This is a genomic window from Alkalinema sp. FACHB-956, from assembly GCF_014697025.1.
Lineage (GTDB): Bacteria > Cyanobacteriota > Cyanobacteriia > Leptolyngbyales > Leptolyngbyaceae > Alkalinema.
In genome coordinates, this window is record NZ_JACJRC010000009.1 from 85,514 (window position 1) to 108,841 (window position 23,328).

Consider the following 23,328-nt stretch of genomic DNA (forward strand, 5'->3'; position numbering starts at 1 on the left):
TCCCGAAGCTTAACCATCTCTTTTTTCTTTCCAGTTGTGGAGATTTGCGATGTCGATTTATGTAGGCAATCTTGCCTATAGTGTGACTTCTGAAGAAGTGACCACGGTGTTTGCGGAATACGGTACGGTGAAGCGGGTACAAATTCCTATCGATCGTGAGACCGGTCGAGCACGTGGGTTTGGCTTTGTGGAAATGGGGAGCGAGGAAGAAGAAGCTGCCGCGATCGAAGCCCTAGACGGTGCAGAGTGGATGGGGCGAGATATGCGGGTGAGCAAGGCAAAACCCAAGGAAGATCGTCCTCAAGGCGATCGGCCCCAAGCGGGTGGAAACCGAGGGAGCTGGTCCAATGCTGGTTCCGGCGGTGGCGGTTACTCCCGTCGTTACTAAATGCCTCGTGATTGAATCCATGGGTTCCTAAGATTTTGGATCCCGAACCTAGATCCCGAACCTGGATCCCTAAGTCGGTTGACTCGCTGGACGAGATCACTCGCTGGACGAGATCATTTGTGATGAGGCGCTGAATAGCGTCTCTCTTTATTTGAAGCAAATTTAAGGTTGAGGCAAATTTAAGGTTGAGGCAAATTTAAGGTTGAGGCAAATTTAAGGTTGAGGCAAATTTAAACTTGCAACTGGGTTTGACTGTGTAACTGGGTTTGACTGTGTAACTGGGTTTGACTTTTAGGCTAGGGCTTAGGCTGGCTGCATGCGATCGCGGATTGACAACGAGATTTTATACCTGCATTACGAAGATGTCCCCACTTACAAAAAAGATGGGTCTGTGGTTCGCAATAGCTACTTCTGGGCGTTGAAATCGATCGCGGGACGGGCAAGGCGCGATCGGGAGTGGGAATTTGAACCCGAAGTCTGGTTTGCCTTAGCGCGTATGCTGCTTTCCTTTGCTGAGTCGGGTTATTTAGGCTTTCGAGAAACCCTGTTGGAGTTTCCTCCGGACACTCCCATTCCCGATGTTTTGAGATCGATCGCCACTTGGGAGTAGTGGGTGGAGTAATGGGTGAGGGGGTGTTTAGTGACCCTGGTGTTTAGTGACCCTGGTGTTTAGTGACCCTGGAGCCGTCTCATTTCAGGTCTCATTTCAGCAAACTAAAAATCGATCGTGCCGCCCGATCGCAGACACCGGGTTCCCCTAAGCTCTGACGCACCTCAACGTAGTCCTGTAGCATTTTCTGCCGTGCTTCACCCTGTAGAAGCTGAACTGCGTGGTGGTAAAGGGCTTCGGCGGTGACTTGGTCTTGCAACAATTCCGGGACCACGGCTCGCATGGGGACTAGGTTAACGGGCGATGCAAAGGAAATTTTGAGCTTAATCACATAACGAGCCAGCCACGCCGTGAGCGCACTGAGGCGATAAATCACCACCTGTGGCACATTCAACAATGCCATTTCTAGATTAGTCGTGCCCGATTTGGTTAAAGCTAAATCCGCTGCGGCGATCGCCACTTGATTGAGCTCCTTGGGGACGATCGTGGCCCGTAGCCCATAGGCGGCAATAGCCTTCTCCAGAGCAGGTCGATAGCGATCGAGGGCCAAGGGAACCCAAAAATGGATCTGCGGAAACTGCTGTTGTAGCCGTTGGGCCGCAGTAAACATCGGGGGAAGTAGGTACTTCAATTCCTGCTTGCGCGAGGCCGGGGACAGCACCACGGCCCAGTCTTGATCCGCAATACCCAATTTATTCCGAGCGTCTTCTCGACTCGGGGATATTTGCAAGCGATCGACTAAGGGATGCCCGACCCATTCCACCGTTGCCCCCTGCTTTTCGTAATAGCGTGCTTCCTCTGGAAAGATGGCCAGTAAGCGATCGGTAACGGCTCTGATCTGCTGGGTGTTGCGATCGTTGAGTGACCAAACCCATTCCTGGGGGGCAATGTAGTAGACGATCGGCAACTTGGGAAACGACTGACGGACAAAATGGCCCACACTCAGGTTTGCGCCCATATAGTCAATCAAAATTACCAAGTCCGGTGGATGTTCCAGCAAATACCGTTTGGCTTGGCGTTGTAGTAACAGTGTGGGCAAGATGTAGGGCAGCGCTTCAAAAACACCGATCGAACCGATGGCGCTGGTATTACCCAGCAGCGTTGCACCTGCCGCTGCCATACGATCGCCGCCGAGGGCGATAATCTCAAGATCAATCCCCTGGGCCTGGGCTTGGCGGTACAGTGCTTCCACCAACATGGCCCCTTGGAGATCGCCGGACACTTCGCCCGTGCTCATAAAAATTCTGCGTTTCACAGATGGATGCCCCAACTTAGCTTCTTCCAGGAACCAACCCACGACGCCCCGGTAACTGAGACATCAAGATAAATTGGCGAAGATGCCGCAGGTAGTCATTATCTGGGAGCGTTTCCAACTGCTCCACGGCTTGGGCAAAGGTGGTTTGCGATCGATACAGGAGACGAAACGCTTGTTTCAATGACTTCAACACCTCTCCATCTTGCAAATCCGCAACCCCAGCCCGTTGCAGTCCAATCAGATTGAGCGATCGCACGCGGGAAGGATTACCCTCGATCATCATGTATGGCGGCACATCCCGATCGATACGCGCCATGCCACCCACCATGGCTAACCGGCCAATCCGCACAAACTGGTGCACCCCCAAAACCCCACTCAGTCGCGCCTGGGACTCGATATAGACATGGCCTGCTAGGGCGACGGAATTGGCAATAATCACATGATCTTCAATCACACTGTTGTGGCCCACATGGGTATAGGCCATTAGTAGATTGTTATTCCCAAGACGGGTGACATCATCGTCATGGGTTGGGCGGTGAATCGTCACGTATTCCCGAATTTGATTGCCATCACCAATCCGCACAGGACCACAGGATCCGTCATACTTCAAGTCTTGGGGTTCCAGCCCGATCGCCGCCCCTGGAAAGATTTGATTGCGTTCCCCCACCCGCGTATCCCCGTCTAGGACCACATGAGGCCCAATGACGGTGCCTGCTCCGACCTTAACTTTGGCTCCAATAACAGCATATGCCCCTACTTGCACAGTTGGATGTAATTCAGCACCAGGATGGATAACAGCAGTCGGGTGGATTAGGGTTGCCATATCAGCTATGCGTGGTGAATATTGCCGGAACGAACAGGCTAGCTTGAGGTACGGCCTCAGCAGTCTTCCACTCAGCCAGGATTGCCAAACATGACCGGTTGGAGTGCTGCCTCAAGTTAACAAGCGTCGGCAGTTGGAAGGGAGGAAGGTGTAAGGAGCAAAGAGAACTGGTAAGCCAGTGAGCCTATTCTAGACGGATAAGTCCTGAAGACCACCCGTCATTCGCGGTGCTCCCTGTCAGGAGATCTGCGATCGGCCAACCCACTGTTGCGGCCCCATTCGGATTGAACTGCTTGATTGAACGCCGGGTTGAACTGCTTGGTTAAACTGCTTGGTTGAACTGCTTGATCAAACGACCTGATTAAACTGCCGGGTTACACTGCCTGAAGGAGGTTATTGACAAATCCTGCGTACAGCCTGGATGGAAACCCAAACTCGTTCAGTGGACTCGTTACATAGACACGCTCAGGGCGCAAAACCAGCGGTTAGGCATTCATTGCGTTCGGCAGGGCGGAACGATTAGGCAACCGTGAGAATGGGAACTTGACTTAACCATTCGTGTGAGGGTTTGGCAAGAGATTAGCGGAAGTTAGTCTACTAATGCAAACATTAATTCACCTTCGCAGGCCAGTTGTCCATCCACTTCAGCACGACCTTGCATCTTCCCAAATCGACGGCCCTTCACCGACAACAGTTCCACCGTCATAACCAGTTGGTCGCCTGGCACAACCGGGCGACGGAATCGCACTTTATCAATTCCCGCAAACATAAACAGTCCATCGGGGACATCCGCCATTTGGGTCAAGACAATACCACCAACCTGCGCCATCGCTTCTACGATCAAAACGCCCGGCATGATGGGACGACCGGGAAAATGGCCTTGGAACTGCGGCTCGTTAAAGGAAATATTCTTAATCCCCACTGCAAGCTTGCCGGGAACAAAATCAATGATTCGATCGACTAAAGCAAAGGGATAGCGATGGGGCAAGAGCTTATGAATCTCTTCCACAGAAAAAGTGGTTTTCATGGGCGCAGGTTCGGAGGTCGTCTCAGCCGGTTTAAGGTCAGTCAGGATGGTCATTGGATTCGGTTTTGGATACACAGAACGAAGCGAAACTAACGAGCTAGCCTGGATTCACGATCGCCGCGAGTTGCTGGGCCAGCTGGGTATGCAGGTGATGACTCGCTTTGTAGGCTAAGTAGTGAGCCTTGGGCAAATATCCCACCAAGCTTAAATCCCCTACTAAGTCTAAAAGCTTATGACGGACTGGCTCATTTGAAAATCGTAATGGCGGATTTAACCACCCAGTTTGGCTACAAACCAAGGCATTTTCCAAACTGCCCCCTTTGATTAATCCCGCCGCTTGGAGGTGCTCAATTTGATGGGCAAGGCCAAAGGTACGGGCTGGGGCAATGTCCTGGAGAAAGGAACATTGACTGGGAGCCCAACTATGCCACTGATTCCCGATCGCTGGAACGTCAAAATCAATGCCATAGCTAAAGCGCAACTCTGGTGCAGGTAGGGCTGCGACGAAAGCATCCCCCTGGCGTACCCAGATCGGTTCTGTCAGCTCCCACTGGGGGCGAGGGGCGGATTGAACCGCCACACCCGCTTGGGTGATTGCCGTGGCCCAATCCTGGGCAGAACCGTCCAGGAGGGGCACTTCTCCACCATCAATTTCCAGGTGGACGTTATCAATGCCGAACCCAAAGAGGGCAGCGAGTAAATGCTCCACTGTGCGGACTTGGGCCGTTCCCGCAACCAGTTCCGTGGAGAGAACGGTTTGCTGCACAGCGGACACCTGGGCTGGAATGGTGGGTGCGTTCGGTAAATCGGTGCGGACAAAGCAACGACCCGTCCCCGCTGGCGCTGGCACGAGGCGCACAGTCGTGGTCACACCGGAATGCAGACCCACCCCTGTGCAGGCGATCGCCCGGGCGATCGTGCATTGGCGATCGCCCAGGAAGCAGTCCTCGGAACCCATCTCGTCTGAAGCCTGAGCCAGCATGGCCGATGGGTTGGTCCCAGCCTCTTCCATTTAGAAACGCTCCCCGATGCCAAAGTGCAGACGACTATCTCCTTGGTCATTGAACCCATAGTCTACACGAATTGGGCCGAGGGGAGACTGGACCCGAACGCCTAAACCGTAGCCAATCCCGCTTCCTGGCTTGCCCCGTAGCCCCGCAGGATTACCTTTGACGCTATCTCCGGTTCCCAAGTCCGTGGCTGCATCCACGAACAATGCCCCGGAAATGATCGAGAACAGGGGGAAGCGATATTCCGCAGAGGCTTGTAGGAAACTCTTGCCGCTGCCCACATCCCCTTCCTCAAAGCCCCGGACGGAGTTACTGCCGCCCAAGGAGAAGGCTTCGTAGGGCGGTAAATCGCCGAGAACGGTGCCACCTTGGATGTTAAAGGCAAAGGTTTGGGGACAATCCACCAGTTTTGGATCCTTAGTTTGACAGCCCTTGGTGAATTTGGTTAACCGGGTGGGGATGTAGAAGCTGTAGCTTCCCCGCAGGCGGTTGAACAGGATGCTGCCTTGCCCGATCGGGATGGATTGTTCAGTCCCAAACCGCAGAACGGAACCCCGCGTAGGTTTCAGGGCATCGTTGCGGGTGTCCTTGACAAAGCCGAGCTGGACGGTGAGCAGGTCATCGGTGCCTGCGCCACTAAAGCTGAGATCTCGCCCAAAGCCGACGGTTTGACCGGCCTCGTTCACCAACGGTGTATTTTCTTCAACCTTGTCACCATCGGCATTTTGAATTTTCACCCGTTGGTATTGCAAGCCCAGGGACGCCGACCAGGGAGAGCGCTTGAAGACATCCTTGGACAGTGGCCGAGAGAAGCTGATGCCGCCCCCGGTGCGGACAACCCGAGGCCGATCGCGATCGCCGCCGTTGAGAATCCGCACTTCATCTTCGCCCCCGTCAAAAATCAGGGAAATGCTGCGACGACGGAAGCCATTGATGGTGTAGGAGGTGCGATAGGGATCGCCCGCAATCCAAGGATCGGAGAAGCTGGCATCAAACAGCAGTTCCCGTTGCCCCACTTGCAGTTCAGCCCCGAGTTTTTGGTTGTTGCCGCCCAGGTTTTGCTGCTGGTAGCTGACGGTTCCGAACAGGCCGCTGGCGGAACTAATCCCTGCCCCTGCGGCGATCGATCCAGTGTTACGCTCAACCACGTTGACATTGACGATCGCTTTTTTGGGATCGGAACCTGGGTCGAGGGACAGCTTCACATCTTCAAAAATGCCGACGCCAAAGACCCGCTGCAAGTCCCGTTCAGCGGTCTTGCGGTTAAACACCTGTCCCGGTTTGGTTTCCATTTCCCGCAGGACAATAAATTCGCGGGTACGGCCCTTGGGTTTGCCATTTTTGTCGAGCTGTTCTTCGCCTTCTTTGTTTAAGAAGCGCACGCGGACGGACTCAATATCCCCTTCCGCAACTTGCAGGGTGACGGTGCCATCGGGATCCACCTTGGGCAGATCAACCACCTGCGCTAGGACATAGCCTTCGTCCTGGTAGCGTTTGGTGAGATCCTGGATGCCCCGTTGCAGGTTGCGGTAGTTGAGGGTGGATCCGTACTGTTCTTGGAAAACTTTGTCTACATCCGCCTGTTTGACGATCGAGCTGCCTTCAATGCGCACCCCTTTCAACGTCGGGTTCGGTTGCACGTCAAAGACCACACGAACGCCCAAGGACGTATCTTCTGGCTTGGCTTGGACGTTGGCAAAAAAGCCCGTCGCAAAGATGGCATTGATATCTTCTTGCAACTGCGATCGGGTCGTTGTCTGACCGGGCCGGGTGCGAATGACGCGATAGACCTCATCTTCCAGGTTGCCTGTGGCTCCGGTCACTTGCACTTCTGCGACCAAAACTCGCGGTTCCGGCTGTTCGCCTGCGCTGGGAGCGGGCTGACCCGCAGGCGGTTGCCCCGTGGGTAAGGGTGGCGCTTGGGATGGGGTTGGCGTGACCTGGGGCGTGGTTTGAGGCGCAACTTGAATGGTGGGATCCTGGGGAGTCGTAGGAACCGGAGCCTCGGGTGTAATTTTGATCTGATTGGGGGTTTCCTGCTCGGGAATGCCCCCCTGGGCGATTAACAGCGCAGCGACTTTGGGTTTAACTTGGGGTTCAACAGCGTCCACCGGGGCTGCTTCGATCGCTTCAGTGTCAACGATCACTTCAGGAATGGCGGAGGCAATCTTCGGAACCGCCGTCTTAGGCTGTCCTGCCTTCGGTGAGAGCGCTTTGGGGGCAATCGCTTTAGATTCAGCCCCCTGCACTTCAGAACTCGGTTGACTCGGTTCCCGATCGGTCTGGGTCGGTACCCCGGTCAATTTCACCGTATCTTCAGCGGAGGCTGCTTGGGCCGCTGAGGAATAACCAAAGCTTGCAGTGGCTGCAAGCGCCGCTAGCCAAACGGGAGAGAATCTCAGATAACGCACGATCGAGTTGCTCCTTACACCAACACCAATCCAAACAACACAATACCAAGAAAGGATAAGGGGAAATGCTCAGAAAAGCTATTCTGTTCCACTTCACCCGACCTAAACCGCTTGGCCGAGGACTCGATCCAACACCTGACGATAGCCGCCTTCGACATCGCCCAAGTCCTGACGGAAGCGATCCTTGTCTAGGACGCGCTTTTGTGGATCGGGTTCCCCTTGCTTCCATAACCGGCAGGTATCGGGGCTAATTTCATCGGCCAGCAGGATTTGACCCGTGCGATCGCGACCAAATTCCAGCTTGAAGTCCACGAGGGTAATTTCGCACTGATTGAAGAAATCCCGCAGCACGTCGTTGATGGTCAAGGCCAGACGGGTCAAGGTTTCGACTTCTTCCGGGGTGGCGAGGTTGAGCAGCCGCAGGCGATCGGGCGTCAGCAACGGATCACCCAAGGCATCATCCTTAAGGTAGAACTCGACGAGGGGGGGCTGAATGTTGGTGCCGAGGGCCAAGCCGGTTTGCTTGCAGAGGCTACCGGCGGCAATGTTGCGCACGACGACTTCCAGGGGAATAATCGTCACGGCTTTGACCAGCATTTGGGTGGGGGATGGCAGGCTGATGAAGTGGGTGGGAACGCCTTTGGAGGCCATCAGTTTAAATAAGTGGGCAGAGATGGCGTTGTTGATTTCGCCTTTACCTCGGATGCTGCCTTTTTTCTGGGCGTTGAAGGCGGTGGCGTCATCTTTAAAGAAGGTCAGTAATTGATCGGGGACATCCGTTGCGTAGAGAATTTTTGCCTTCCCTTCGTAGAGTTTTTCGCCCAACTTAATCTCCGCTGGAGCATTGTCGCGATTATCATCAACTGGGGCATCAACTGGGCTAGACATAGAAAAGCCACCTTCAACTGGAGCGTCAATACAGCGTCAATTATTTTAACGCTCTCAGTCCCGATTCCAAGGAGAGTTTCCCTTTCTTCCCCAGATTGAGGCGCTATTCTATGGGGGCAGTCGTTCGGGGGGCAGCGTTCGGGGGGGCTCTAATATTTGGAGAGGTGGCGTAGACCGAAGTAGATGCCGACTAGCCCAAGCGGAATGAGAAAGAAGAGGGGATAGGTGGTCAATAGGTATGCAAACCCGATCGAAGCCCAGATCAACGCAAAGATAAACAGCGTCAGAAGCACGCCATAAATCTGCATCCGGGTTTTGAGGCTGAGGTGGCTCCAGAAGGTTTTGGGTTGGGATGGGGATCCGTTGTTGGTGAAGGTTTGCCCTGAGTAAGTATGGTGGGCGTGAGGGGAGTAGGCTCCTGGGTTGGCTTGGCTGCCTGGACTACCGGTCGATCGAGTTTGGGGGGGGGTGGGGCGTTGGGAGGGGCGTTGGGAATAGGCTTGTTGGGCAAGGGCTTGCTGTGTGAGCAGGGGCTCTAGGGACTCGTAGGCGAGGTTGATTTGTTTGAGTTTCTCTTCGGCTTTTTGGCGGAGGCGGGGATTGTGGGAGAAGCGATCGGGGTGCCAGACCTGGACGAGGTCTTTGTAGGCTTGTTTGAGGTCGTCTGGAGAGACGGGGGGATTGAGTTCTAGTACTTCGTAGCACTGTCGAATGTTCATAGAAATCCCCTAGTCACTCACCCCTAAACTCCATTGCACCGCATTCCTAGCGTTCCCAGAAGTGTAGGCGACTTTGCACGATCGAGCGTTTCACGCCTAACCCATGATCAATTTCCACACTAAGCCAACCACAAGGGTGGCTAGGGCTGCAAAGCTAAGGACGATGAGCAGGAGAACGATCGCAAGGACGAAGATGAAGCGGCGATCGACTTTGCGTTGCAGGGTGCCGTTGGTGACGTGGGATTCCAGGAGGGCGACGTTGCGGCTGTTGGATTTCCAAGCGAAGTCGAACAGATCTCCCACGACGGGAATGGCTCCGACGCTGGAATCGAGCAGAATGTTTAGCACCATGCGGATCAGGGTGGATTTGGGCACTCCGAAGCGGGCGGCTTCCAGAACAATGTAGGCGGACACCACAATGCCAACCATATCGCCACCGCCGGGAAGGAGACCGAGCAACGGATCCAGGCCAACTCGATAATTAGTGCCGGGAATGGCGATCGCGTTATCGAGCAGTTGTCCCACAGCGCGGACTCGTTGCAGGGCTTGGTCGCGGGAGGCCATTTTTTCGAGGGAATGCATGGTGGCAGGGGGGATGATGACTTCCCTCCAGAATAGCGGATTTTATTGGTTGGGGCGATTGGGCGAGAAGTTGCGCTGGGAGGGTTGATGCAGCCAATGGAGATCGGGGCTGATGGGGATGAGGCCGCCGGGGTTGAGGGGAAAGAGGTTGCCGTAGTAGTCGCGGCGGATGGTTTCGAAGTCGCAGGTGTCGGCGATGCCGGGAAGTTGGTAGAGGTCTTGGACGTAGCCGCGCAGGTGGGGATAGTCCTGGATGCGACGGTAGCTACATTTGAAGAGGCCATGGTAGGCGATGTCAAAGCGGATCAGGGTGGTGAAGAGGCGCACGTCGGCGAGGGTGAGGCGATCGCCGCAGAGATAGGGCTGGGTGGCGAGGCTGGCGTCGATTTCATCTAAGGTGCGGAAGAGTTCGGTGACGGCTTCTTGGTAGGCGGTTTGGGTTTGGGCGAAGCCACAGCGATAGACGCCGTTGTTGACGGTGTTGTAGATTTTATTGTTCCAGGTGTCAATCGCCGATCGTTGGTCTTCGGGATAGAGATCGATTTCGGGATTGGTTGCTAAGGAATTAAATTCACTGTTTAAGATTTCGATGATTTCTGAGCTTTCATTGTTGACGATCGTGTTGGTTTTTCCATCCCAGAGGACGGGGACGGTCGATCGGCCTGGGTAATCGGGTTGGGCGATTTGGTAGAGTTGTGCCAAGCTCTGACATCCAGCAAAAGGTTCGAGAAAAATCCAGCCCCCGTTTTCTGGGGAGGGTTGGACAATGACGATCGAGATGGCGTCTTGCAATCCTTTGAGGACGCGCACGATTAGGGTTCGGTGCGCCCAGGGGCAACCCATGCCGACGATGAGGCTGTAGCGATCGGGGGCTGGGGGGAAGCGGGCGTCGGGTTGGGCGGAGATGCGATCGCGGAATTGGCTGGTGGGGCGTTGGTAGGCTCCGGAGGTGCTGCGGGGTGCCATTTGGGACATCATGGTTTGCCAGAGGGTTGTCCAAACCCAGCGGCCTGTTTGGATGATGAGTTTGGGGGGAAGTGCTTTTTTCGCCATGGGGACTGAGTTGTTGGGGCTAGCAATACAATCTAATCCACTTAGTTTAAACCATAGCTTTCCTATCCCAACTGAGAGAATGGTAATAGTAATGTCTCTTCAATCTCCTGTCTCACTTGTGGGCTGACACTGCATTCACCATTCAGACAATCTACTAGAAACTTATTTGTATCATAGTATTGATTTAGCTCATACTCTTGTGATTTTTTAAATCGCCAATTATGACTAATATTATGATGCTCTTTAAGGATCGTTTCATATTCCCGAACCCAATTATCACTATAACACTTCCACCAAATTCGAAAATTTTCTTGGTTATTCTCAGAATACTCCGGAATTCTTTCTTTAAGAGTTACTAATTTAATGTATAAATCATAATCGCGATCGTGGGCGAGGCTAAGGGCGCGATCAAGGGCACTGGCAAAATCTTGGATAAAGTTAAGGTCGAAGTCATCGTCAAGATCAATGGCAAGGTTGCGGGTGTGGTTGAAGGCAAGGTCGTGTTTAAGGGCATGCTCAAAGTCGGATTTGAGGGCGGAGTCAAGCTTGCAAGCAAGGATAAAGTTTTGGTCAAGGGCAAAGTTGAGGTTAAAGTCAAAGGCAAGAGCAGAGTCGAGGGTAAAGGCAAAATCACGGGCAAGGTCGAAGTCGAGGTTGAGGGCAAAGTCGAGATCACGGGTAAGGGCAAAGTAGAAGGCTCGAACAGCAGCAGGTTTGTAGGGAGTATTTGCTGATCGTGCTTTCCCATCCACCCATTTCAGAAATTTCTGAAGTTTTGGATCTCCAGCAAGTAATTCATCAATTTGTCGTTTTATCCGTAAGAGCAGTTCATCCGGATGTTCCATGCGGCTGAGTGCTAGGTGAAACACCTCTCGCCAACGTTTATCTGTGATAGAACCTAAAAGTGCTTGTTTATCCAGCTTAGTTAATTCCCGAGCCACAAAGTATTCCTGGAACGTTAGGTGGGAGAAGGAATAGACTGTATTCGCTCTCCGAATTAGCAGTCCATTACATTCTTCAATCGTTTTAAGAATGGATTCACTGTCTAACTGGGAGACATCGCAATGTGAACTGATCAAAGCATGTAATTCGGATTGTTCAAATAGAACAAAGTTTCCTTCTTGCTGAAATTTATATAACGCTAAAGCTCCCAGTAAATCTTGTTTTTCCTCTAAGGTTAGGTTGTGATAGTAGTCGCTTCCCCAAGTACGTGGTCGCAAATCTCGCTGTTGATCCCACTTTTCCAAGAGAAGTTCAATTCCTTTTTGGTAGAGTTGGCCCCGTCGGGCGGGCAGGTCTTCAGAATCGCGAAATACCAGGCAAGTTAGTCCCAGTAGAATCGGTGTAATCGCTAGTTCCCGGATGGGAGGATACTGCTCCAGCGTTGTTAGAAATTTCTCAGTTTGCTGCTCAGCACTGGCCGGATTATCTGCCCTAAACCACTTGCGGGCAAAAGCTTCCACCTGATTACGGGCAGAAGGTTCCACCTGATCTGGATTAAAATCCGCTACTTCCAAAAATGCAAAATTCCCCAAGTTATATTCCACTGTCTGGGTTCGACAGGTGACAATCATGCCGACTTGGTAGTAATCTTGCGCAAATTGCTCGATCTCTTGCTTTACCGACTTCTGAAATTGCTCTGGCACCTCATCCAGTCCATCCAGCAACAGCAACACTCGCCCTGAATTTAAGATCTCCCCTAAGGTTTGCTGATCTACCCACCATTCCTGTTGCAAGCGTTGCTCTAGGTTGAATTCCGCTGTTTGAATATTCCGCAACAAAACCAAACTCGGGATCCGATCGGCAAAAATCTCCCCTAAACAGCAACCGACCATCAACCGCTGCATAAAGGTAGACTTCCCGGAACCCGGCTTACCCACAATCACCGATCGACGATAGCGATTTTCCTTTACCGTCTCCTCGCCATCCCGCCGATCGCTCTCCCGTTGCCCCATAGCCACGCGATCGTTCTTGCGATCGTAAGTCCGCAATATATTTATGGCGTTATCTTGATAATCCGCACTTAAGCGCGTCAGAACATAGACATCGACGTAGAGATCCTGCACGTCCACCTGTTGGTGTGTCAGGGGTAAGCGAATTTGCCCATATAGGTTAATCAATTTCGGGCATTGTCGTGCTCGAATTTCTTGGATCCGCTGGCTGATGCGATCGATAGGTTCTGATAACTTTGGGGAGGATGGAGCGATCGTTGCAGGTTCAGCCACAGGTGACCATCGTTTGTATCGTTCAATCAGAATGTCCTTTAATCGAGATTCTTTGACGGGGCCAACATCGTGAATATTGAACTTGCCATAAATCCCAGTGAGCCGAGTACGGACAGCACCTTCAGTCACTCCCAAGCTCATGGCAATCTGTACGCGAGTCTTCCCTTGCCCAAACAGCAAGTGGAAAACTTCTTTTTGTTTATCAGTTAACTTCTTTTCCTTGGCAATTGCATCTAGGAAGTCTGCGGGGAAAGACATCGTAGGTTCATAGCAGGTCACATTAATGCTAGTTTAACGACTTTTCTTCTGACGCAATCACCCTAGTTGGCAGACGAAGTCAGGCTAAGTCACGTCAAGTCAGCCAAATCAGGCTAAGTCAGGCTAAGTCAGTTTTCAAGTCAGTATAAGTCAAGGAAATAGGTCTGGAATGGCTTGTGTTCAATGGATTTAGACAAGCAAGTTGAGGTTCTAAATCATGAAACTGCATAACGCAATCACCCGCACTCAGAAAACCAGCCCTACTCAATCAGTTCCCGAAAAATCGATCGACAAGAAAAAGTGGCTCAAAGTGATCGAATTTGCCGTCGTTGGATTTGCCACCTGGTGCGATCCCACCGCAGGCGGACTGATCTTTCTGCTCCGGTTCTGCTTCCAAATTCTACAAGCCCTACAAAACGATCGCCCCAAGTAACACTGCGCACAACGCAATCAAGCGATCGGAGGGCACCTGTCCTTCGATCGCTTGCAAGTCAAACATAGCAGTTATTAAATGATTGAACCAAGCAATTCCAACAAGGTATTAGAAGCCAGGAATTAAACCTCTGCCGTCGCAGCGATCGTAGCTTCCATCTTTGCCCCAGCTAGAGTCTCAGCCTGCAATCGCGCTTCCTCCGCCAAGAACGCCGCTACTTGCGCTTCAATTTGCTCCTTCACGATCGTGCGATACTCCAGAAAATGTTCAATCTGGGCACAGACCGACAGGTAACTACTCACCCCACCGGGATTGTATTTAAGCATTTGGCTGAGGTTCCACCAGAATTTCCACCGCGTCGATCGCACAACCCCCTGCCGCCAAGCGATCGTCAGCAACGCCCGGATCGCCACCCAAGTCACACGCTTGCTATTTCCACTAATTTCCCGAGTCCGAATTTTCTTAGGATAGGTCGCCTCACCCAACAGACGGTAGTGGCGATAGGTGCGATCGAGAAACGCCGATGGTTCATACAGCCGCCAGAAAGCATCAACATATTCCCCCGCAATATCCTCCAGAGGCCGCGTCGGCACAAAATTCATCAGCGTTGTTTGATTAATATTCGCCGATCGACTGCGTAACCGATCTTCCTTAATTAAACGATGCCACAACGCCGTATCGGGCAACGCTTGCAACATACTGAACAATGCCGTCGGAATCGAGGTCTGCTCAACAAACTGAACAATACGATCGCCCGCACCCTTCGCCTCACCATCAAATCCAATAATAAATCCCGCCATTACCCGCAATCCTGTCCGCGTAATCGCCAACACCGCATCGCTAAGAGAATCACGAGTATTTTGGTGCTTTTGGGTCAAGGTCAGACTGGCTTCATCGGGCGTTTCAATGCCCAGAAAAACCGCCCCAAAGTTGCAAGCCACCATTTGCTCCATCAATTCCTGATCTTGCGCCAGATCGACCGATGCCTCGGTGGCAAAGGAGAACGGATATTCATGGGCCACCATCCAAGGCAATAACTCTTTGAGAAACAGTTTGACATTGCGCTTATTGCCAATGAAATTATCATCCACCATGAAAATGCTGCGTCGCCAGCCTAACTCATAGAGACGATCGAGTTCGGCAATCAGTTGTGCAGGGGATTTAGTACGAGGTTTGCGACCATAGAGCACAATAATGTCACAAAATTCGCATTGAAACGGACACCCGCGCGAAAATTGCACCGACATTTCCGCATACGCATCAAATTCCAACAGATCAAACCGAGGAATGGGGGTGCCAGTCACATCCGGCTTTTCCCCATTGGCGCGAAAGGTTCCCCTGCGTTGTCCTTGCTCGATCGCTGCAACAAACAGCGGCAACGTAATTTCACCCTCATCTAGGATCAAAAAGTCAGCCCCAGCCTCAGCCGCATCTTCCGGCAAAGCAGTGGGATACGGCCCACCCACCGCAACGGATTTATTGCGGCGCTTGGCTTCCCGGATTTGACTGAGCAAATCTTCTTTCTGAACAATCATCGCAGACAAGATAACCATGTCTGCCCAGTCCCATTCCGCCTCCGTGACCGTGCGAATATTGCGATCGACCAGCTTGTATTCCCAGGTTTGGGGCAAAATCGCAGCAACGGTGACTAACCCTAGTGGCGGCAGCATGGCTTTGCGCCCCACCAAGGCTAGGGTTTTCTCAAAGGACCAAAAACTTTTGGGAAACTGCGGATAGAGCAAGAGAACGTTCATCTGAGCCTCACGGAAAACAATGGAGACAAGATCTGTCAGCAACCACCCTCAGCTTAGGTGTTTTACGGAGGTTCTGGGAAAACATTAAGAAAATCTGATGATCCTAGTAGCTCGATCGATATTAAGGGCGGCGATCGCGCTTGGGCTAAGGACAGTGGCGTAATGCTCCTGATCACTCCCCCGATCGCTCAAATTAACACCTACCGATGGCGGAATCGTGCGATCGAAGGACAGGTGCCATTCGATCGCTTGCGACGGCAGCGTAACAGTAGTTGAATAAAGACATCAAGAGGTGGATTCAAATTGTATGAATCAGGATTGTATGAATCAGGATTTACAAGCTTTTCTCATTGGCGTACTGGTGTTGCTGCTCTACCTGATCTTCTCAGCGATGACGGAAATGGGAACGAAATGGCCAGGACGGAGGGGAGAGGAGGAGGAGGAAGGGTAGGAGGCTTAGGGGAAGGTGATTTTGTAGAGGTTAAATAGGGGGCCGGGTTGTTGTTTTTGAATTTTAGCCCCGATCGATTTAATCAACGCTTCCCATTTGCTCAATGGTTCTAGGAACACTTCTGCGCCCAGATAGGTTTCCAAAATTGCCCAATTTTCCGCCAACTCCGTTTCAGGATTCAGCAAATCAAAAACAAAGCTGCCACCAGGTTTCAGTGATTTCTTAACGACAGTCAATACCGCTTCCCAGTATTCGATCGAATAATAACAACTGAACCCCGTCGCGATCGCGCTATCGAATTGCACCTCATTGTAAGCACACACATGGGCTGGCGCATAGGCAACTCCCTTGAAAAGCTTGGAGTTGAGTTGCGAACCTCGGGAATCCAGAAATTCCTTGGCAAAGGTACTGACTTCCTGCCCGTAAAAATAAGCATCCCAGTCACGCCAGCAGGGGTAGACCAGAAAACTCAAGCCACAACCCAAATCCAAAATGCGATCGTTCTTCTTCGGTTTCATCAAGTCCCAAAAGGGCGAAGTCAGCTTCGGTTGCAACTTCCCAGCAGCCCACTCCTGGAAAATTGGCATCGACTCCACTTCCGGCGGCAGGTTAAAGGGTTCTCGACGAAATTCCCGATCGAATCGTTGCGCGATCGCTTGGATTGAGGGTTGCCATTGATCGACTGGAATGCTCATTCAGTTGTGGATAACGAGTATGGGTAAATCTTGACCGTTCGGTAGATGAAATGCTGGAGAGCCTAGCCTTTCAGCGCTTTATTGAAATTTTGACGATAGGATTTATTGACAGCAAAGAACAACGGCCACAGTAGCGTTAAAGGCACTTTATTATCCTGGAAGTTAGTACGCTGAAAACCAGTCCAAAACTTCCAAGCCCCTCCCGCATAAACGCCCAAAACCAGTAGCTCTAAGATTCCCATGGATTTTCTCCAGCATTTTCTATGAATTGTTTATTTGCTCTATCTTATCTCGCTTGATTTCGGAAGGGCAAGCGACCCGTTACCTATGGTTCCGTTACCTATGGTTCCGTTACCTATGGTTGGTAGCCCATTGCTCACCCCGTTGCTCACCCATTGCTCACCCATTGCTCACCCGTTGCTCACCCATTGCTCACCCAATTTGGCAACCCGTTTGGGAACCCGTTGATTATCTATTGCTCACCACCCAAAGAGAGCAGCCCAAATATAACTATTCTTTGCAAAATACATCGAAAAGCTACATGAAATCAAAATTTTCAACAAATTTCACCCAGGAACAAATTGCAGACCCTATCAGTATAAAAACTTAAATATAAACAACTCCACGATCGGGATCAGGGGGGCGATCGGGGAAAGCATCAGGAATCGGCAAATTCTGCAAATTTAGTGGTGTGGGAGCAGCGAAGTTGGAGCGTATGAATGCAACGGATATCGTGAAGACGGTTCTGGTGGTCGAACCTTGTGCTGAACATTTGCCCGTGATTGAACAGGCTTTTCAATCCAGCACCATTCCCCATCACTTGGTTCCGTTGAACCAGGGAGAACAGGCATTGGACTTTCTAGAGCGCCGTGGATCCTATAGCAATGCGCCGCGCCCCGACTTGATTTTGTTGGAATTGGAGTTTCCGGAGTCCAATGGCATGGATATTTTGTCGGAAATCAAACAAAATTCTCAATTTAAACGCATTCCAGTGATTATTCTGACCGCGATCGATCAGCCCCAACAGGTATTACAAAGTTATTTACTACAAGGCAATAGTTACGTCGTCAAATCTGGCGAATTGGATTGCCTATTTCAACTGATTCGGCGGATTGATGAATTTTGGCTAGGAATTGTAACTTTACCAGTAGAGTGAAAACTCAGACAATTAAAAACTTTCGTAAGAGATGACTAGTTTTCCTAGGATTTTTTAGTTTTTTTTAAGATGGCTTGCCAAAAATGATCCGGTTGTCTCCTGATTCCCTCCCCATCCAACTCGTCGCCGGATTTTCACCACAAACTTCTGATTTATTTAATGTTTTTGCTCTACTCGCCCTTGCTAACCTGGGATATGCTCAAAGCAGGATTTGTCTTTATATCACTTCATTAACTGGATTGACTGAAATTAGCTGGAAAATTTAGTTGGGATGAATGCAATTGGAATAAATCTGGTTGGAATTAGTCTAGTTGGAATGTAGGTCTTTTCCCCATCCCTTGCTTCAGTGGAGGGATGAGGAGTTTAGTGCACCTGCGATCGACCATACTTTTCATCTCGTGAGACTGTCCAGATTCCGGATCATTTGTGACTGTATCCGTTCAAAATCTGGCGGTTTTAACTAAATCAGTTCGCTGAGATTTTTGGTTGCTTTGACTTGAATGAATTCGTTTTTTATTTGCTTATTTTTTAGTGGTTTGAATTTTTAGTGGCTTCTCAGCCAATTACGTTGAGGCCAATTACGTTGAGGCCAATTACGTTGAGGCCAATCACTTCATCCAGAATTGGAGTTAGTAAACGATTAGAGAACAATTAGAGTAAGTCAATAGATTAGATTAGAGCGGGTTGAAGTGGGGGCATCTCGCACCACCGATATATCGCCTCGTGATTATCCCGTCATGATCGTCGCATCATTTGTACCGTAGTGCTTACCCGTCTTGACGGTTCCTTCCCTTGTCTACATCTCTACGTTGGGTAGTGTAAACCATGACCAGTCTTCCTTTTAACGTTCATTCCTTAGCGACAGAAGAAATTAATCTCACCCATCTCAAACAGCCTTCCATTCACATCCTGACGCAAATTCAGCCCCATGGTGTGCTGCTGGTGCTGCAAGAGCCGGAGCTAACGGTGCTGCAAGTCAGTCGCAATGCCTCCCGACTCTTGGGGATCACCCCGGAACAACTGTTGGGTCAACCGCTGGATGACCTCCTGGATTCCTTCCAAATCGATCGACTGCGGCAGGGACTGTCCTATCAAAATCTGGACTTTATTAATCCCACCAAAATTTGGGTGCGGCTAGCTGGGGATCAGTACAGTGTCTTCGATGCCGTGTTCCATCGCAGTGCCGATGGCTTTTTAGTGGCGGAACTGGAGCCAGCACTGTCCCAAAATAACATTCCGTTTTTGAGCTTTTACCACTTGGCGCGGGCTTCCATTAACCAACTGGAAACCACCGCGAATCTCAAAGCGTTCTATCAAATCATTGTCCAGGAGGTTCGCAACGTCACGGACTTCGATCGGGTCATGCTGTACAAATTTGACGATGATGGCCATGGGGAAGTCGTCGCGGAAGCTAAGCTAGCTGAAATGGAATCCTACATGGGCTTGCATTTCCCGGAATCCGACATCCCCAAACCCGCCCGCAAACTCTTCGTCTCCAACTGGATTCGGGTGATCCCCGACAGCCAAGCAGCACCGATCGACCTCTATCCCGCCCAAAATCCCGTTACCCATCAACCCACCGACCTCACCCAATCCATCCTGCGCAGCGCCTACAGTTGCCACCGCGAATACCTGCACAACATGGGCGTGGGCGCATCCTTGACCATTTCCCTAATGAAGGATCAAAAACTCTGGGGACTGATTGCCTGCCACCACCGCACCGCAAAACCCGTGCCCTATGAACTACGGAAAGCCTGCGAATTTTTAGGTCGGGTGATTTTCTCAGAAATTGCGACGCGGGAAGAAGAAGCGGACTACCTCTACCGCACCCAACTGGCACAGGTGCAGTCAGCGTTGATTGAACAAATGTCTGAAGCCGAGCACTTCATTGCGGGTCTGGTACAGCAGGAACCCAATCTGCTCGATCTGGTGAATGCAACGGGTGCAGCCATCTATTTCAATGGCCGCTGGACGACGATCGGCCAAACTCCCGCCGAGGAAGAACTGAGCTACCTGGGCAAATGGCTCGGTAAAAACATTGAAGAAGACGTGTTTTACACCGACTCCCTGCCGTTGCTCTACACCGATGGGGAACGGTTTAAGGACGTGGCCAGCGGTCTGTTGGCGATCGCGATTTCCAAACGCAGTTACGTGCTGTGGTTCCGGCCAGAGGTGCTGCAAACCGTGAACTGGGGCGGCAATCCTAACCAAGCCTATGAATTGCAGCAATCGGGCAGCGATCTCCGTCTCTGTCCCCGCAAGTCCTTTGATCTGTGGAAGGAAACGGTGCATCTCAAGTCGCTCCCTTGGCAAGCGATCGAAGTGAAAGCGGTTTTGGAATTGAAAAAGGCGATCGTCAATATCGTCCTGCGGCAGGCGGAAGAATTAGCGCTGTTGGCCCAGGATTTGGAGCGATCGAACGCAGAACTGAAAAAGTTTGCCTACGTGGCTTCCCATGACTTGCAGGAACCGCTGAACCAGGTGGCCAATTATGTGCAACTGCTGGAAATGCGTTATGACCAGCAACTGGATCAGGATGCCAAGGAATTCATTGATTTCGCGGTGGAAGGGGTGAGCCTGATGCAAACGCTGATTGATGATGTCTTGGCCTATTCCAAGGTGGATTTGAAGGGGGTGGAATGGCAGTTAACCCAGGTAGAAACGTCGCTGAACCAAGCCCTGAGCAACCTGCGCAGCCGCATTAGTGAAACCGATGCCGTCATCACCTACGATGCCATGCCCACGATCGTCGCCGATGGCACTCAGCTAATGCAGATGTTCCAAAACCTGATCGGCAACGCGATCAAATTCCGCAAGCCCCACGTCTCGCCACGGATTCACATTACCGCAGAACGGCAGGAGGAGGAGTGGCTGTTCTCCGTGCAAGATAATGGCATTGGCATTGATCCCCAATTTAGCGATCGCATTTTCGTCATCTTCCAACGGCTGCATACGCGGGATGAATACGCCGGATCGGGCATGGGATTGGCCATCTGCAAAAAGATTGTGGAATGCCACCGGGGCCGCATTTGGGTAGACTCCCAACTGGGCCAAGGGGCCACCTTCTATTTCACGATTCCCGTAGGAGGACGCGATCGCCATCATGCCAACGCCCAACGGAAGCAAAATTATCCTTTTGGTTGAGGATAATCGAGCGGATATTCGTCTGATTCAGGAAGCCCTGAAAAACACCACCACGCCCTGCGAAATTTTCGTAGTGCGGGATGGCATGGAGGCGATGGACTATTTGCGGCAAGCGGGGGCATTCCAGGGTGCCCTCTGCCCCGATTTAATTCTGTTGGATCTGAATTTGCCCCGTAAGGATGGGCGAGAGGTTTTGGCGGAAATCAAATCCGATCCCCATCTGATGCATATTCCCGTCGTGGTCTTAACCACTTCGCGCAATGAGGAGGACATTACCCATAGCTATGATCTCCACGTCAATTGCTATATTTCCAAGTCCCGTAACCTCAGTCAACTTTTTAAAATTGTGCGGGGGATTGAGGAATTTTGGTTAGAGACGGCAACGCTTCCATCCAGGCCAACGGCGATCGAGCCCGCGTGAAAATGGATGTCACTGTGCTATTGATTGAGGATAATTTGGCGGAGGCCCGTCTGCTCCAGGAATTCCTCAAGGGTAGCGTGGTGCAACGGTTTCACCTCTGCCATAGGCAACGCTTAAGTGAAGGCATCCAACAACTGGCAACGGCCACGTTTGATATTGTTTTGCTGGACTTGACCCTGCCGGATAGTCAGGGGTTAAGTTCCTTGGATGCGTTGACCCAGCGGGCGTCGAAGTTGCCGATCGTCGTCCTCACGAATACCAACGATGATGAGTTAGCCCTAGAAGCGGTCCGGCGGGGGGCGCAGGATTACTTAGTCAAACGCACGGTCAATCAGGATTTGCTCGTGCGGGCTTTGTGTTACGCGATCGAACGCAAACAGGCCCAGGAAGCCCTGCGGGAAGTCAATGAAAGTTTGGAATTGCGAGTCCAGGAACGCACCGCAGAACTCGCCACCGCCAATGCATCCCTAATTCAGGAAATCACAGAACGACAAAATATTCAAGAACGCTTGGAACTGGCTCAAAAAGCGGGAAAAATTGGGACGTTTGAATGGCAAATTGCCTCAAATCAGATTACCTGGAGTCCGGAACTGGAAATGCTGTACGGCTATCCAGTGGATCAATTCCGTAATTGCTACGAAGATTGGCTACAAACTTTACACCCCGACGATCGAGACCAGGTACACCAGGAATTTTGGCAAGCCGTACAACGGGAACAAGCCTTAGATATTGAATTTCGAATTTTGACCCCCCAGGGGGAGATTCGCTGGATTGCCGCTAAAAGCCAGGTGTTTGCGGCCCGATCGGGGAATCCTTGCCGGATGATTGGCGTTCACATTGACATTACGGAAAAGAAGCAACTGGAAGCCCAGTTCCTCAAGGCACAACGGTTGGAAAGTTTAGGAACGCTAGCCAGTGGCATTGCCCATGACATTAATAATATTTTGACCCCTGTGTTGGCAGTGGCGCAACTGTTGCCGATCAAGTTACCGAATCTCGATGCGCGGAATTTGCAACTCCTGTCCTTGCTGGAAAACAGTGCCCATCGGGGTTCAGACTTGGTGAAACAAATTCTGTCCTTTACCCGTGGTATGGAAGGGCAGCGGGGCATTCTCCAGGTCAGTTATTTGCTCAAGGAGATTATTCAAATTATTCAACAGACATTGCCCAAAACGATCGAGGTTCAAGCCCAGATCAACTCGGATCTCTGGCCTGTCTATGCCGACAGTACCCAGTTGCATCAGGTATTTATGAATCTCTGTGTCAATGCGCGGGATGCCATGCCCCAGGGTGGCCTGTTGAGGATCTCAGTGGATAATCAGCAGGTCGATGAGGCGATCGCGCGCTTGCATTTGGATGCGGAGGTGGGAAATTACGTGGTGGTGACGATCGCGGATACGGGCACCGGCATGGCTCCGGAGATTTTGCATCGTATTTTCGATCCGTTTTTTACCACGAAGGACATTGGCCAAGGAACCGGCTTAGGTCTGTCAGCGGTGCTGGGCATTGTCAAAAGCCATGGTGGATTTATTGTAGTGCAGAGTGAGGTGGGTCAGGGCAGCCAGTTCCAAGTCTTTTTACCAGTCTGTGAGTCTGAACCCATTCCGCCCAAAAATCCTGAATTTACGGGATTGGGGCAGCAAGAATTAATTTTAGTGGTGGATGATGAAGCAACGATTTGCGAAAGCATTCGCAATATTTTAACGGTGCATAACTACCAAGTTTTAACCGCAACCTCTAGCAAGATCGCGATCGAGTTATTCCACACCTATCTGACGGACATTCGGTGTGTCTTTCTGGATATGATGATGCCTGGGATGGACGGTTTATCAACCCTTGATGTATTGAGACAGTTAACCCCCCACATTCCAGCTATTTTAATGAGTGGCTTGCATTCCACTGAGGTCGTATCCCAAGCAGAAGCAGCAGGCTTCCAGGAATTTATCCCGAAGCCATTCACAACAGAAATGCTATTGAGTGCATTACAGCGATCGCTTCAGGCTACGGTGTGAAAGTCAGTTATGA

General features: G+C 51.4%; 22 protein-coding genes. 9 read left to right on the forward strand and 13 right to left on the reverse strand.

Annotation, left to right across the window (positions count from 1 at the left end; all coding sequences use genetic code 11):
* Positions 1-49 precede the first annotated feature (49 nt).
* Both H6G21_RS12095 and H6G21_RS12100 read left to right on the forward strand, forming a co-directional pair.
* Positions 50-388 carry an RNA-binding protein gene (locus H6G21_RS12095; protein ID WP_190573668.1) on the forward strand — a complete coding sequence of 113 codons (339 nt, stop codon included), beginning with the start codon at positions 50-52 and terminating at the stop codon, positions 386-388.
* Between the two features lie 316 nt (positions 389-704).
* The gene (locus H6G21_RS12100) at positions 705-998 is read left to right on the forward strand and encodes a hypothetical protein (protein WP_190573669.1); all 294 of its coding nucleotides are present in this window, start codon (positions 705-707) and stop codon (positions 996-998) included.
* Between the two features lie 91 nt (positions 999-1,089).
* Here H6G21_RS12100 and lpxB read toward each other — a convergent pair whose 3' ends face one another.
* From lpxB to H6G21_RS12150, 10 genes are all read right to left on the reverse strand, one after another.
* Positions 1,090-2,235 (reverse strand): lipid-A-disaccharide synthase, encoded by a 1,146-nt coding sequence (gene lpxB, locus H6G21_RS12105; protein WP_190573765.1) that lies wholly within the window; start codon positions 2,233-2,235, stop codon positions 1,090-1,092.
* Positions 2,236-2,269: 34 nt separating this feature from the next.
* A complete protein-coding gene (lpxA, locus tag H6G21_RS12110; RefSeq protein WP_190573670.1) occupies positions 2,270-3,076 on the reverse strand; it encodes an acyl-ACP--UDP-N-acetylglucosamine O-acyltransferase in 807 nt (268 codons plus the stop codon).
* Between the two features lie 589 nt (positions 3,077-3,665).
* Complete coding sequence (gene fabZ / locus H6G21_RS12115) at positions 3,666-4,157, reverse strand: 3-hydroxyacyl-ACP dehydratase FabZ (RefSeq protein WP_190573671.1); 492 nt, start codon at positions 4,155-4,157, stop codon at positions 3,666-3,668.
* A gap of 43 nt (positions 4,158-4,200) precedes the next feature.
* A complete protein-coding gene (gene lpxC, locus H6G21_RS12120; RefSeq protein WP_190573766.1) occupies positions 4,201-5,061 on the reverse strand; it encodes a UDP-3-O-acyl-N-acetylglucosamine deacetylase in 861 nt (286 codons plus the stop codon).
* Positions 5,062-5,115: 54 nt separating this feature from the next.
* A complete protein-coding gene (locus H6G21_RS12125) occupies positions 5,116-7,515 on the reverse strand; it encodes a BamA/TamA family outer membrane protein (RefSeq protein ID WP_190573767.1) in 2,400 nt (799 codons plus the stop codon).
* Positions 7,516-7,626: 111 nt separating this feature from the next.
* A complete protein-coding gene (gene purC, locus H6G21_RS12130; protein WP_190573768.1) occupies positions 7,627-8,355 on the reverse strand; it encodes a phosphoribosylaminoimidazolesuccinocarboxamide synthase in 729 nt (242 codons plus the stop codon).
* 206 nt (positions 8,356-8,561) lie between these two features.
* Complete coding sequence (locus H6G21_RS12135) at positions 8,562-9,131, reverse strand: J domain-containing protein (protein WP_190573672.1); 570 nt, start codon at positions 9,129-9,131, stop codon at positions 8,562-8,564.
* Positions 9,132-9,227: 96 nt separating this feature from the next.
* Entirely contained in the window at positions 9,228-9,713 is a 486-nt protein-coding gene (locus tag H6G21_RS12140; protein WP_190573673.1) for a DUF4112 domain-containing protein, read from the reverse strand.
* Positions 9,714-9,755: 42 nt separating this feature from the next.
* Complete coding sequence (locus tag H6G21_RS12145; protein WP_190573674.1) at positions 9,756-10,766, reverse strand: glutathione S-transferase family protein; 1,011 nt, start codon at positions 10,764-10,766, stop codon at positions 9,756-9,758.
* A gap of 62 nt (positions 10,767-10,828) precedes the next feature.
* Entirely contained in the window at positions 10,829-13,249 is a 2,421-nt protein-coding gene (locus H6G21_RS12150; RefSeq protein ID WP_190573675.1) for an NACHT domain-containing protein, read from the reverse strand.
* Between the two features lie 217 nt (positions 13,250-13,466).
* Between H6G21_RS12150 and H6G21_RS12155 the strand changes: the two genes are divergently transcribed.
* Positions 13,467-13,682, forward strand: a complete 216-nt coding sequence (locus H6G21_RS12155) for a hypothetical protein (protein ID WP_190573676.1) — start codon at positions 13,467-13,469, stop codon at positions 13,680-13,682.
* 122 nt (positions 13,683-13,804) lie between these two features.
* Here the strand turns inward: H6G21_RS12155 and H6G21_RS12160 are convergent, their stop codons facing one another.
* Entirely contained in the window at positions 13,805-15,436 is a 1,632-nt protein-coding gene (locus H6G21_RS12160) for a B12-binding domain-containing radical SAM protein (RefSeq protein WP_190573677.1), read from the reverse strand.
* Positions 15,437-15,493: 57 nt separating this feature from the next.
* Between H6G21_RS12160 and H6G21_RS12165 the strand changes: the two genes are divergently transcribed.
* Positions 15,494-15,712 carry a hypothetical protein gene (locus H6G21_RS12165; RefSeq protein WP_190573678.1) on the forward strand — a complete coding sequence of 73 codons (219 nt, stop codon included), beginning with the start codon at positions 15,494-15,496 and terminating at the stop codon, positions 15,710-15,712.
* A gap of 31 nt (positions 15,713-15,743) precedes the next feature.
* Positions 15,744-15,887, forward strand: coding sequence for a hypothetical protein (locus H6G21_RS12170; RefSeq protein WP_190573774.1), 144 nt, complete (start codon positions 15,744-15,746; stop codon positions 15,885-15,887).
* 5 nt (positions 15,888-15,892) lie between these two features.
* Here H6G21_RS12170 and H6G21_RS12175 read toward each other — a convergent pair whose 3' ends face one another.
* Together H6G21_RS12175 and H6G21_RS12180 are read right to left on the reverse strand one after the other, a co-directional pair.
* The gene (locus tag H6G21_RS12175; protein WP_190573679.1) at positions 15,893-16,582 is read right to left on the reverse strand and encodes a class I SAM-dependent methyltransferase; all 690 of its coding nucleotides are present in this window, start codon (positions 16,580-16,582) and stop codon (positions 15,893-15,895) included.
* A gap of 62 nt (positions 16,583-16,644) precedes the next feature.
* A complete protein-coding gene (locus tag H6G21_RS12180; protein WP_190573680.1) occupies positions 16,645-16,824 on the reverse strand; it encodes a hypothetical protein in 180 nt (59 codons plus the stop codon).
* Positions 16,825-17,297: 473 nt separating this feature from the next.
* On the opposite strand from H6G21_RS12180, the gene H6G21_RS12185 reads away from it, so the two are divergent.
* The 4 genes from H6G21_RS12185 (at position 17,298) to H6G21_RS12200 (ending at position 23,315) form a co-directional block, all read left to right on the forward strand.
* Positions 17,298-17,738, forward strand: a complete 441-nt coding sequence (locus H6G21_RS12185) for a response regulator (protein WP_190573681.1) — start codon at positions 17,298-17,300, stop codon at positions 17,736-17,738.
* Positions 17,739-18,563: 825 nt separating this feature from the next.
* Positions 18,564-20,882 carry an ATP-binding protein gene (locus tag H6G21_RS12190; RefSeq protein ID WP_190573682.1) on the forward strand — a complete coding sequence of 773 codons (2,319 nt, stop codon included), beginning with the start codon at positions 18,564-18,566 and terminating at the stop codon, positions 20,880-20,882.
* Complete coding sequence (locus H6G21_RS12195; protein WP_190573683.1) at positions 20,842-21,303, forward strand: response regulator; 462 nt, start codon at positions 20,842-20,844, stop codon at positions 21,301-21,303. The genes H6G21_RS12190 and H6G21_RS12195 overlap by 41 nt, the downstream gene beginning before the upstream one ends.
* Positions 21,249-23,315, forward strand: a complete 2,067-nt coding sequence (locus tag H6G21_RS12200) for a response regulator (protein ID WP_242041791.1) — start codon at positions 21,249-21,251, stop codon at positions 23,313-23,315. Before H6G21_RS12195 ends, H6G21_RS12200 begins: the two co-directional genes overlap by 55 nt.
* Positions 23,316-23,328 lie beyond the last annotated feature (13 nt).